The following is an 11,922-nucleotide window of genomic DNA, read 5'->3' on the forward strand; positions in this document are numbered from 1 at the left end:
CCCACGTGGTTGCGGTTTCAATCCTTCGCTTTAAATCCTCTTCAGTGCTGGTTCATTGCCGTGGATGCTTGCGCGCACGGCGCGGCCTTATCGTTCCTAATCGCCGCTAATCCGTCGCGATCCCGCGATTGACACCCTCTTGCAACTTCACTTATATTCGTGGTCAGACCAACCTTACCAGTCTGACTGAAACGACGAAAACGTTGTCTATCGATCCATGCCGCCGCGACGCAGATTGGGTCCCCGGCGCGATTCCGCAGTAGAGTAGGCGGATCGCCGACTGCCGCTTTTCTTTTCAATAAGCTTATGAAAGTCGCCCTGTTCATCCCGTGCTTCATCGACGCGTTCTATCCCGAAGTGGGGATCGCCACGCTCGAATTGCTCGAACGTTTCGGCATCGAGGTCGACTATCCGCAGGAGCAAACCTGCTGCGGCCAGCCGATGGCCAACAGCGGCGCGCATGCCGAGGCAGCCGGCACCGAGCGTGTGTTCGCGCGGAACTTCGCGGGCTACGACTACATCGTCGGGCCGTCGGCCAGTTGCATCCATCACGTGCGCGAGCATCTGACCGCGCTCGAACAAACCGACGAAGTGAAGCAGGTCCGCGCGAACGCTTACGAACTCGTCGAGTTTCTGCACGACGTGGTCGGCGCGCGTGAATTTCCCTGGGCCGAGTTTCCGCATCGCGTAGGCTTGCATAACAGTTGCAGCGCGTTGCGGCATCTGAAGGAAGCGTCGATTTCGGAAGTGGCGGGCACGCCGTTTTCGAAGCCGCGCACCTTGCTCGAAGGCGTGAAGGGCATCGAGTTCGTCAAGCTGGCGCGGCCCGACGAATGTTGCGGTTTCGGCGGCACCTTCTCCGTCACCGAAGAGCCGGTGTCGGTGCGCATGGGACAGGACAAGGTGCGCGATCATCTGAATGCGGGCGCCGAATACATCGTCTCGGGCGACATGTCGTGCCTCATGCATCAGCAAGGCTGCGCGGAACGCATGAAAGCCGACGCGCGTTTCATCCATATCGCGCAGGTCCTCAATGGAGCACGCGTATGAGCAACCGGATCGATCACGCGAAAGCCGCGGGCGCTTTTATCAGCAAGACGGAGCACGTGGCGTTTCACGACAAGCGTCTGTGGGATTTGCGTGAGAAGCGCGATGTGCAGGCGCACGGCATTGCGGAATGGGAGACGATGCGCGAACTCGCATCGGGTATCAAGGAACATACGCTGTCTAATCTGTCCGCGTATCTCGAGCAGTTCGCGGCGGCGGCCGAAGCCAACGGCGTGACGGTCCATTGGGCCGCCACCGCCGAAGAGCACAACGCGCTCGTGCACCAGATCATGTCGGAACGCGGCATGACCACGCTCGTCAAAAGCAAGTCGATGCTCACCGACGAATGCAAGATGCGCGAGTATCTCGAACCGCGCGGCATCACGGTGATGGAAACGGATCTGGGCGAACGCATCCAGCAACTCGATCATCAGGACCCGAGCCACATGGTGGTGCCGGCGGTGCATAAACTGCGCGCCGATGTAGCCGAACTGTTCGGCCGCACCATCGGCACCGATCCGAAGAATAGCGACATTCACTACCTCGCGGAAAGCCAGCGCATGAACACGCGGCCGTACTTCGTGCGCGAGAAGACGGCAGGCATGACCGGCTGTAATTTCGCGGTGGCGGAGACCGGCACGGTCGTGGTGTGTACGAACGAAGGCAATGCGGATCTGTCGGCGAACGTGCCGCCTTTGCATATCGCGTCGATCGGGATCGAGAAGCTGATTCCGAAGGTGTCGGACCTCGGCGTGTTCATCCGCATGCTGTCGCGCAGCGCGCTCGGCTCGCCGATCACGCAATACACCTCGCATTTCCGCGCGCCGCGTCCGGGCACGGAGATGCATTTCATCCTCGTCGATCACGGCCGCTCGGAGCGGCTCGCGATGGAGGACTTCTGGTACTCGCTCAAATGCATTCGCTGCGGCGCCTGCATGAATACGTGTCCCGTGTACCGGCGCAGCGGCGGGCTGTCGTATGGCGGCACGTACTCGGGGCCGATCGGCGCGATCATCAATCCGACCTTCGATCTGAAGCGCTACAGCGCGTTGCCGTTCGCGTCGACGCTCAATGGCAGTTGCACCAACGTGTGTCCGGTGAAGATCAATATCCACGAGCAGATCTACAAATGGCGCACGGTGATCGCCGAGCGTCATGAAGTGCCGTTCGTGAAGCAGGAAGTGCTGAAAATGGCGGGGCGCTTGCTGGCGAGTCCGACCTTGTATCGCGCGACGGTGTCGTCGATGGGCAGCGCGCTGCGGCGGCTGCCGAACTTCGTGCTGTATAACCCGCTCAATATCTGGGGCAAGCAGCGCGAGTTGCCGGAGGCGCCCAAGCTGACCTTCCACGCCTGGTACAAGAAGAATCGTGGAGGCGACAATGGCAACGCGTGAGGCTTTTCTGGACAAGGTGCGGCAGGCGCAGCCACCGTCGCGCCCACGACCCGAAGTGCCGCTGTTCGACTCGGCAGGCGGCGATCTGCGCGCGCGCTTCACGGCGGCCTTGCAGGCAATGGGCGGCGCCTGCGTCGAAGCCAGTTCCGCAACCGATGTGACCGGGCTGATTCGCGAGCGCTTCGGCGCGGCGGCATCGGTGGCTTCGGCGACTGCCGAAGTTCCAGGCACGCGCGCGCTCACAGCCGATACGGAACCCGCCTCGTTGCAGGACATCGACGTCGGCGTGGTGCGGGCACGCTTCGGCGTCGCCGAAACCGGCTCGGTGTGGTTCAGCGAACTCGAGTATGTGGTCAACGCGCTGGGCTACATCGTGCAGCATCTGGTCGTGCTGCTCGACCCGGCGCAATTGATCGACGGCTTGCAGGACGTGTACCGGCGCGATGATTTTCGTGACGCCCGTTATGCGGCGCTCGTCACCGGACCTTCGGCGACGGCGGATATCGAGGGCGTGCTGATTCGCGGGGCGCAAGGCGTGCGGTCGTTGACGGTGGTGTGGCTCGCGGCGCAATGAAAATGCAGTAACCGCGCACGATCGAATGGCACAATGCGGCATCCCGTCGATAAGCCTGCCACTCTGCTGACATGGAACTCCGGCATCTCCGATACTTCGTCGCCGTTGCGGAGCACGCGAGCGTGCGCGGCGCCTCCGAGCAACTTCACGTGACCCAGCCGGCCATTTCGCGGCAAATCCAGGACCTCGAGGAAACCTTGGGCGTCGCGCTATTCGAGCGCACGCCACGCGGCCTCAAGTTGACGCTGGCGGGCGACGCCTATCTGCGCGAGGCGCGCGGCATTCTGCAGCAGGTCGAGCAAGCGGCGCGCGTCGCGCAACGAGTCGCGGCAGGCGTGTCGGGTCATGTGCGCATGGGGTTCGTCGAAAACGCGGTGTGGGGCGGCCTCGTGCCGAACGCGCTGCAAGCGTTCCAGCACAAGGCGCCGCAGGTCGGCATCGAACTCACGCCGATGAACACGCCCGAGCAACTGGACGCGATCGACGCGGGTCAGCTCGACGGCGGCTTCATCTACCACTTCGGCGCGCTGCCCGAGCAATTCGCCAGCTTGCCCTTGCTCGAAAACGGTGTCGTGCTGGCGGCGCCGGCTTCGTGGTCGTTCGGCCGGCGCAAGACCGTGCCTGCCGCGCAACTGGCCGGCAAGCCCTTCATCACGTTTCCGCGCGATGTTTATCCCGCTTACTACGACCGCCTGATCGGCGCATGCGAGCGCGCCGGTTTGACGCTCGACGTGGTGCAGGAAGTGTCGACGGAAGCCGCGATTCTCTCGTTAGTGTCGGCGGGTGTGGGCGCGGCGATCGTCAACTCGGCCAATCGCGAACGGCCGCCCGCGCTGGTGCAATTCCTCACACTGTCCGATCTGTCGATCGTGCTGCCGCTGCATTTTGCCTATCACGAGCAGCATCGCAATCCGGCGCTCGCGCAGTTCATTGCCTTGCTCAAGGCGCAGAAGTGAGCGGCTCGCAATACCTTGCTGTGATGCCTGTAAGGCATCGGCTTCCCTAAAAATCGGCATTGGCGCTGCTTTTTTGCCTCGACGATATTGAATGCACGACCACGGCGCGTCATCCGACGACAGCGCCGTGGTCCGCTTTCTTATCGGGAGACAACCATGCCGTCCACACCATCGCTGATTTCCACCGACATCGACTACGAACGCCCCGGCCTGCAAAACGGCACGTTGCGCGTGCCGTATTCGCACGACCGCTCCGCGTACGGGCACATTCCGATTCCGATCACCGTGCTCAAGGGCGGTGACGGTCCTACCGTACTGTTGACCGGGGGCAATCACGGCGACGAATACGAAGGCCCTGTCGCGCTGATGAAACTGATCCGGCGCATGCTGTCGATGTCGATTAACGGTCGGCTGATCGTCGTGCCGGCGCTGAATTTCCCGGCCTTTATCAACGGCTCGCGCACCTCGCCGATCGACAAGGGCAACCTGAACCGCGTTTTTCCCGGCGCGCGCAACGGCCACGTCACCGAAATGATTGCGCACTATGCGGACACCGAACTGTTTCCGCGCGCCGACGTCGTGATCGATCTGCACGCGGGCGGCGCGTCGTTCAATCATCTGCCGGCCTTGCTCGCGGCGCCGCCAGCCGACGCGTCGCGCCGTGCGGAATACCGGCGGCTGGTGCAGGCGTTTGCCGCGCCGCAAACCATGCTCATGGATCTGCTCGGCGAGGACCGCACGTATGGCGCGGCCGTCGAGCGGCACGGCAAGCTGTTCCTGTGCGGTGAATTCGGCGGCTATGCGGCCTGCGATCCCAACGGCGTCGCGATCGTCGAGGATGGTCTACGGCGTGTGCTGCATACGCTCGGCGTCACGCCTGACGAGCGTCCGCCTGCGCCGCGGCACGACACGCGTTGGTTGAAAGTGGACGGCGCACGGCACTACGTGTTCGCCTCGCGGGCGGGCGTGGCCGAACCCGCGTTCGCACTCGGCGATCAGGTCAAAAAGGACCAGTTGGCCGCGCGGGTGTTCGATCCGTACGCGCCGTGGAGCGAACCACAGGAGATCCGTTTTGCGGGCGATGGTGTGGTGGTCTGCATGCGTTCGTTCGCACGCGTCGAACCGGGCGACTGTATCGCCGTGCTGGCTGCGGATGCGCAGTGGCAGTGACCCAGTCCATCGAACAGAAGCCAGCCGGAGATTCGCCATGAATGCAGTCACCACCGTGACCGATGCCGACGCCGCCGATGCGCGTCGTGGGCACACGTACGTCGTCGTCCTGTTCTTTGTCTGCTTTGCGTTTTCGTATCTCGACCGGCAGATCGTGAGCATTCTCGTGCAACCGATCAAGGAAACGCTGGCGCTCACCGATACGCAAATCGGCCTGCTGCAAGGGTTTTCGTTCACGCTGTGCTACGCGACGGCGGGCGTGTTCATCGCGCGCTTGATTGATCGCTCCAATCGCGTGCGATTGATTGCCGTGTGCGTGGCGATCTGGGCGGTCTCCACGGCGCTGTGCGGGTTCGCGCACAATTTCGGCGAACTGCTCGCGGCGCGTGCGGGGACGGCGATCGCGGAAGCGGGCCTGAGCCCGGCGGCGCTGTCGATCTTCAGCGATCTGTATCCGCCGCGCAAAGTCACTCGGGCAAGCAGCGTGTTCATGCTGGGACCGTACATCGGTGGTGGCGTCGCTCTGTTCGGCGGCGGCATGCTGCTCGGTTCGATCGAGCACGGCGCGGGCGCTGCGTGGCTCGCGGGCATGGGTTTGAACGGATGGCAGGCGGTGTTCGTCGCGGTCGGATTGCCGGGGCTCGCGCTTGCGGCGATTGTCGCGTTGTCGGTGCGGGAGCCGCAACGGCGTGGGGTGTCGTCCACGCTTCGGAACGTGGCCGCGGACCCGGCCACGCAGGGTGTCGTCCCGACTGAAACTGCGCCATCGGCCGCTGTGGTGGCCGAGGCCTTGCAAGACAGTACGCCGCCGCTGAAAGACGTGCTGCGTGAACTGTTCGTGAAGAACCGCTTCTGCCTGCCGTACTTCGCCGCCTATGTCGCGCTGATTACGCTGTTCTACTCACACGCGGCCTGGTTTCCGACGCTGCTGATCCGGCATTTTCATCTGACGCCACGCGTAGTCGGACAGATGGCAGCGCCGGCCTATATGTTCGGCGGCATACTCGGCGTGCTGAGCGCGGGGTGCCTCGCCGGGCGCGTCAGCGATGCCGCCGCCGTGCGCAAGGTGCTGGTGCTGTCCGCGTCGGCGGCTGCGTTGCTCGTGCCGGCCGCCATCGCGATGCCGCTCGTCGGCGATGTGCATATCGCGGTGGTCCTGTATGGCGCCTCCGCGTTTGCTGCGAGTGTCGCGATGGCGTTGGCGCCGGTGCCGATCCAGATCGCGATTCCGAATCGTATGCGCGGACGTTCGATTGCGTTGCTGGTGTTTCTCACCAACGCGATCAGCGGCGGACTCGGGCCGTTCGCGGTCGGCTTCATCAATGAGCGGCTCGGCGGGCAAAGCGCTGGTTTGGGCGTGGCGCTGGCGTGCGTCGGCGGTGTGGCGGCTGCGCTCAGCGCGCTGCTGTATGGCGTGGCGGCGCGACGCACGCCGGTGTTCGCCCGCGCATGACGCGGCTTGCATGGCCGCGTCCGCGTGAATCGGTGCATGACATGGCCCGCATGGTGGCGGCCGCGTGAACCGGCGCAAGAGATGGTTGCATGAAGGCGCGTCGCGCCCCCATAGACCGATGGACACCGAGCCTCACATGGCGATGCCCACAAAGCATCACCAAACGCAGAAAACGGCATTAGCCGGCAAGCCACGGATTTGCGATAGTGAAGCCATTCACCGCAGAAGAGTGGCATAACCGATCCACTCGCTGCCGCCGCACTTTTCACGGAGTCATATGATGCCGACTGAGGTCCTCACGCACCGAATAGGCGACGCGCGCATCACCCGCGTCAGCGAAACCTGCTTTCCGTTAGCGCCCACGGTCCTCTATCCGGAGTGGGCGTCGTCGGCAGCCGACGAATTGGGCCGCCGCCTGTCGTCGGCAAGTCTCGACCTCGAACACAACGAAGTGACGCTGAGCGTGCACACCTGGGTCGTGCAGATCGACGGCCTGACCGTGCTGATCGACACCGGCATCGGCAATTTCAAGGAGCGGCCGTTCAGCAAGCTGTTTCATCAGCTGAACAATCCGTACCTGGAGCGTCTCGCCGACGCGGGCATCTTGCCGGCGCAGGTGGACGAGGTGCTGCTCACGCATCTGCACGCGGACCACGTCGGCTGGAATACGCAGTGGATCGACGGCCGCTGGCAGCCGACCTTCCCGAACGCGAAATACGTGTTCCCGCAAGCGGAGCAGGATTTCTTCGCGACCCCGGCGGGTGACAGCCGCCGCATGGTTTTCGATGACAGCGTGGTGCCTGTGATCGAATCCGGTCAAGCCGTAACGATTCCTGCCGACGGCGGCACGTGGCGCGAAGGTATCGTATTTCATCCCACGCCGGGGCATAGCGCCGGACATATGTCGATATCGATCCGTTCGCGCGGCGAGGAAGCGATCTTTACCGGCGATGTGATGCATAACCCCATCCAGGTCTACCGCCCGGAATGGAACTCGACGTTCTGCCTCGATGGGGCGTCGGCGCGTCACTCGCGGCACTGGTTGTTGAACTACGCGGCCGATCGCGACGCGACGCTCTTCACCGCGCATTTTCCGCAGACATCGGCGGGGCGGGTGAGGCGCGGCGCGGACGGATTCGAATGGCAATACGTTGACGCCGCACCATGACGCTACCTTGACGCGATGTGGCTGCGCCCTCCACGGATTTTGCTATCATCACTGTATAAACATACAGGTTTCATGAAAGTGCCGTGGCAACACCTGTCTCTCCCTACGCTCTCTACTATCTGCTGAACTTCGAGCGCGCCCTGGCGTGGCTCGCGCAGCGTTATGACGATGTGTTCGACACTCACGAACACGCGTTTCTGCGCGAGTTCGCCGCGTTGCCGCAGTCGTCGCGCGCGTTGCTGGTTCGCATGCTGATGCGCAAAGGCACGCTGTTCCGCGCGAGCCGCCTGTCTTACGACGAGATCGGCTGCCCGTTGCAGGCGGCCGCGCCGATCGCGGCGCTCGGCTGGGTTGATACCGAACCGTGTCTGACGCTCGACGAGTTGTTCTCGCTCACCACGCGTGCCGAGTTGATGGAGATTTTCGCGGACACCATCGCGTTGATTCCGGGCGCGAGGAGCCTGCGCAAACCGGACCTGCTGGAAACACTGCGCCCTTTCTCTGCGAGTGAGAGCGACGAGGAAGGCGCCACGGCGCGCCCGCTTTCGGCATGGCACGGTCGAACTGAAGACCGCGTCCTTCACGTGGCGATCGCGCCGCTTTGCGAACGTTTGCGTTTGATGTTCTTCGGCAATTTGCAGCAGGAGTGGTCGGAGTTCGTGCTCGCCGACCTCGGTGTGTTCCAGTACGAGAAAGTGGCGTTCGCGCCTTCGTCGCGTGCTTTCCAGCAGCGCGCGGACGTCGACGTCTATCTCGCCTTGCATGCGTGCCGCGAGGCGCTCGAATGGCTGCCCGGTGGCGACGCGGAAGCGGCGGCAATCCACGAGCTTGTCACGTCGGTCGCCGCCATTGAGACTGCCAACCCCTGGCTCGAGACGCGGCGCGCGAAATTGCTGTTCCGCATCGGCAATCTGTGCGAGCGTCGGCAGAACTGGGCGGCCGCGCTGGCGGTTTATGAGCGTTGTGCGTGGCCCGGCGCGCGCCATCGGCGCATGCGCGTGCTCGAACGCAGCGAGCGTTTCGACGATGCCTTCGCGCTGGCCTTGCAAGCCTCCGCCGCGCCTGAAAGCGAAGAAGAGGCGCAACGCCTCGCGCGCATGCTGCCGCGTTTGCAGCGCAAGCGTGGCGAGGCGGTCGCGCGTGTGCCGGCGGCCCGTCCTGTCGAGCGCAGCGCGCTGGTGCTGCCACGGCCCGAGGCGCCGATACCGGTCGAGTACGTCGCCCGCGACCATTTGACGTGCGAGACCGCACCGGTGCATTACGTCGAGAACGCGCTGATCAACTCGTTGTTCGGGCTGCTGTGCTGGGAGCCGGTTTTCGCGGCGGTGCCGGGGGCGTTTTTTCATCCGTTCCAGCGTGGTCCGGCCGATCTGCACGCGCCGGATTTTCATGCGCGCCGCGCGGATCAGTTCGCCGGGTGTCTCGAACAACTCGATAGCGGCGTCTATCGCGAGACGATTTTGCGGCATCTGCATGGCAAGGCGGGGCTGCAATCGCCGTTCGTGTTCTGGGGGATGCTCACGCCGGAACTCGTCGCGCTGGCGCTCGACTGTCTGCCGGCCGCACATCTGAAACTGTGGTTCGAGCGTTTGCTGCGCGATATTCGCGGTAATCGGTCCGGCTTGCCGGATCTGATCCGCTTCTGGCCGGCCGAGCGCCGCTATGAGTTGATCGAAGTGAAAGGCCCCGGCGACCGCTTGCAGGACAATCAGATTCGCTGGCTCGCGTATTGCGCGCAGCACGGCATGCCGGTACGCGTGCTCGACGTGCGCTGGGCCGATGAAGCCGTAGTCGCGGAAGGTGGGGGCGTGGCTGAAGTTGCTGCCGCGGCCACCATCGAGGTCGCCGCCAAAGCCACCACCGAGGCCACCGCATGACCTACATCGTCGCCGTGCGGGCGATGTGCGAATTCACCGCAAGGCGGGGCGACCTCGACCTGCGCTTCACGCCGGCGCCGACCTCGCTCGAAGGCATGGCGGGCCACGTGACGGTCGCCGGCCGGCGCGCGAACGGCTACGAAACCGAAATCACGCTGACAGGCACGCATCGCCGCCTGACCGTGCGCGGCCGCGCCGACGGCTATGACCCAAGCGCGAACCGGCTGGAAGAGGTCAAGACGCATCGCGGCGATCTCGAACGAATGCCGGCCAATCACCGTACGCTGCACTGGGCGCAGGCGCTCGTCTACGGACATCTGCTGTGCCGGACACGCGAACTCACAGAATTGACGGTAGCGCTGGTGTACTTCGATATCGGCACCCAGAAAGAAGTGTTGCTAACGCAAACGCATACCGCGCGCGACCTGGAGATTTTCTTCGTCGAGCAATGCGAGCGGTTTCTCGATTGGGCAGTTCAGGAAGAAGCGCATCGGGCCGCGCGCAATGCGGCGCTCGACGCGCTGCAGTTTCCGCATGGCCAGTTTCGCAGCGGACAGCGCGAGCTGGCGGTGTCGGTGTATCGTTCGGCACGCGACGGCAAGCCGTTGATGGCGCAGGCGCCGACTGGCATCGGCAAGACGCTCGCAACGATTTTCCCCTTGCTTAAAGCGTGTGCGTCGGACCAGATCGACCGGGTGTTCTTCCTGACCGCCAAGACGCCAGGCCGCGCGCTGGCGCTGGACGCGATCGAAACGCTCCATCGAGGCGTCACGCGCCTGCCGTTGAGAACCCTCGAACTGGTCGCGCGCGACAAAGCCTGCGAGCATCCCGACAAAGCCTGCAACGGCGAATCCTGTCCACTTGCGCGGGGCTTCTACGACCGGCTCGACGCGGCCCGCAGCGCGGCGCTGGCCGGTCCGCGCCTCGACCGCGCGGCGGTGCGCGAAGCGGCGCTCGCCCACGAAGTCTGTCCGTACTACCTGGCGCAGGAACTCACGCGCTGGGCCGACGTGGTGGTCGGCGATTACAACTACTACTACGACAGCAGCGCCATGCTGTATGCGCTCACGCAGATCAACCAGTGGCGCGTGGGCGTGCTGGTGGACGAGGCGCACAATCTGCTCGACCGCGCGCGCCGCATGTACACCGCGTCGCTCGATCAGGCGACGTTCCGGCTCGCGCGCAAAACGGCGCCGGCCACCTTGCGCAAGCCGCTCGAACGGCTGCAACGCGAGTGGAACGCCGTCAAGCGCGTGCAGACCGCGACCTATCAGGTCTATGCCGACGTCCCCGGCAAACTGCTCTCGGCCGCGCAGAATCTGATCGGCGCCGTCACCGATCAGCTGGCGGAAGCACCGCTTTCCATCGACGAAGCGTCGCTGCGCTTTTTCTTCGACGCGATGCATTTCGTCGCGCTGGCCGAGCAGTTTGGCGAGCATTCGATCTTCGATCTCACGCTGACCACGGACCGTTACGCGCCGCGCGACAAAACGAATGCCACGCTCTGCGTGCGCAACGTGATTCCCGCGCCGTTCCTCGCGCCGCGCTACGCGGCCGCGCGCACCACGGTGATGTTCTCCGGCACGCTCAACCCGCATCATTTCTATCGCGACACCCTGGGCCTGCCTGAACAAACCCAATGGCTCGACGTGGAAGGGCCGTTTCGCGCCGAACAGTTGCAGGTGCGCGTGGCCGGCAACGTATCGACGCGTTGGCGCGACCGCGAGCGTTCGCTCGTGCCGATCGTCGATCTGATCGCGCGGCAATATGCGGCGCAGCCGGGCAACTATCTGGGCTTTCTGAGCAGCTTCGAGTATTTGCAGCGCGTGGTCGCGCTGATGCGCGAGCGGCATCCGGACTTGCCGGTCTGGGCGCAGGAACCCGGCATGGACGAAGCGGCGCGCGACGCGTTTCTCGCGCGCTTTCGCACCATGAATCAGGGCGTGGGCTTCGCGGTGCTGGGCGGCGCGTTTTCGGAAGGCGTCGATCTGGTCGGCCAGCAATTGATCGGCGCGTTCATCGCCACGCTCGGTTTGCCGCAGATGAACGAGATCAACGAACAGATGCGTCGCACGATGGAGGTGAAGTTCGGCAACGGCTACGACTACATGTATCTGTACCCCGGTTTGCAGAAAGTGGTGCAGGCGGCCGGACGCGTGATCCGCACGGAGCAGGACCAGGGTGTGGTGCATCTGATCGACGACCGCTACCGGCGGCCGGAAGTGCGGCGGTTGCTGCCGCGCTGGTGGGACGTGCAATAGCGCGGCAGCCCGGCGCGTTATT

Annotated in this window: 9 protein-coding genes; all 9 read left to right on the forward strand. The window is 64.1% G+C overall.

What is annotated here, in order from left to right; all coding sequences use genetic code 11:
* Window positions 1-306 precede the first annotated feature (306 nt).
* The 9 genes from P0D96_RS16790 (at window position 307) to P0D96_RS16830 (ending at window position 11,900) form a co-directional block, all read left to right on the forward strand.
* Window positions 307-1,050, forward strand: a complete 744-nt coding sequence (locus P0D96_RS16790; protein WP_408314396.1) for a (Fe-S)-binding protein — start codon at window positions 307-309, stop codon at window positions 1,048-1,050.
* Window positions 1,047-2,441, forward strand: coding sequence for a lactate utilization protein B (locus tag P0D96_RS16795; RefSeq protein WP_408180005.1), 1,395 nt, complete (start codon window positions 1,047-1,049; stop codon window positions 2,439-2,441). The genes P0D96_RS16790 and P0D96_RS16795 overlap by 4 nt, the downstream gene beginning before the upstream one ends.
* Window positions 2,428-3,015, forward strand: a complete 588-nt coding sequence (locus P0D96_RS16800; protein WP_408314398.1) for a LutC/YkgG family protein — start codon at window positions 2,428-2,430, stop codon at window positions 3,013-3,015. The genes P0D96_RS16795 and P0D96_RS16800 overlap by 14 nt, the downstream gene beginning before the upstream one ends.
* Window positions 3,016-3,086: 71 nt before the next feature.
* A complete protein-coding gene (locus P0D96_RS16805) occupies window positions 3,087-3,971 on the forward strand; it encodes a LysR family transcriptional regulator (RefSeq protein WP_408314400.1) in 885 nt (294 codons plus the stop codon).
* Between the two features lie 156 nt (window positions 3,972-4,127).
* Entirely contained in the window at window positions 4,128-5,141 is a 1,014-nt protein-coding gene (locus P0D96_RS16810; protein ID WP_408314402.1) for a succinylglutamate desuccinylase/aspartoacylase family protein, read from the forward strand.
* 37 nt (window positions 5,142-5,178) lie between these two features.
* Window positions 5,179-6,594, forward strand: a complete 1,416-nt coding sequence (locus P0D96_RS16815) for an MFS transporter (protein WP_408314403.1) — start codon at window positions 5,179-5,181, stop codon at window positions 6,592-6,594.
* A gap of 280 nt (window positions 6,595-6,874) precedes the next feature.
* Window positions 6,875-7,762 (forward strand): MBL fold metallo-hydrolase, encoded by an 888-nt coding sequence (locus P0D96_RS16820; RefSeq protein ID WP_408314580.1) that lies wholly within the window; start codon window positions 6,875-6,877, stop codon window positions 7,760-7,762.
* An 83-nt stretch (window positions 7,763-7,845) separates the two neighbouring features.
* Window positions 7,846-9,639 (forward strand): VRR-NUC domain-containing protein, encoded by a 1,794-nt coding sequence (locus tag P0D96_RS16825; protein WP_408314405.1) that lies wholly within the window; start codon window positions 7,846-7,848, stop codon window positions 9,637-9,639.
* Complete coding sequence (locus P0D96_RS16830; RefSeq protein ID WP_408314407.1) at window positions 9,636-11,900, forward strand: ATP-dependent DNA helicase; 2,265 nt, start codon at window positions 9,636-9,638, stop codon at window positions 11,898-11,900. The genes P0D96_RS16825 and P0D96_RS16830 overlap by 4 nt, the downstream gene beginning before the upstream one ends.
* Window positions 11,901-11,922: the final 22 nt, after the last annotated feature.

The organism is Paraburkholderia sp. RL17-347-BIC-D (assembly GCF_046027915.1).
GTDB lineage: Bacteria > Pseudomonadota > Gammaproteobacteria > Burkholderiales > Burkholderiaceae > Paraburkholderia.

Excerpts from the sequence above, each read along its gene's own strand:
- P0D96_RS16790 (WP_408314396.1), top strand. The coding sequence starts at position 307 with ATGAAAGTCGCCCTGTTCATCCCGTGCTTCATCGACGCGTTCTATCCC.
- P0D96_RS16795 (WP_408180005.1), top strand. The coding sequence starts at position 1,047 with ATGAGCAACCGGATCGATCACGCGAAAGCCGCGGGCGCTTTTATCAGC.
- P0D96_RS16800 (WP_408314398.1), top strand. The coding sequence starts at position 2,428 with ATGGCAACGCGTGAGGCTTTTCTGGACAAGGTGCGGCAGGCGCAGCCA.
- P0D96_RS16805 (WP_408314400.1), top strand. The coding sequence starts at position 3,087 with ATGGAACTCCGGCATCTCCGATACTTCGTCGCCGTTGCGGAGCACGCG.
- P0D96_RS16810 (WP_408314402.1), top strand. The coding sequence starts at position 4,128 with ATGCCGTCCACACCATCGCTGATTTCCACCGACATCGACTACGAACGC.
- P0D96_RS16815 (WP_408314403.1), top strand. The coding sequence starts at position 5,179 with ATGAATGCAGTCACCACCGTGACCGATGCCGACGCCGCCGATGCGCGT.
- P0D96_RS16820 (WP_408314580.1), top strand. The coding sequence starts at position 6,875 with ATGCCGACTGAGGTCCTCACGCACCGAATAGGCGACGCGCGCATCACC.
- P0D96_RS16830 (WP_408314407.1), top strand. The coding sequence starts at position 9,636 with ATGACCTACATCGTCGCCGTGCGGGCGATGTGCGAATTCACCGCAAGG.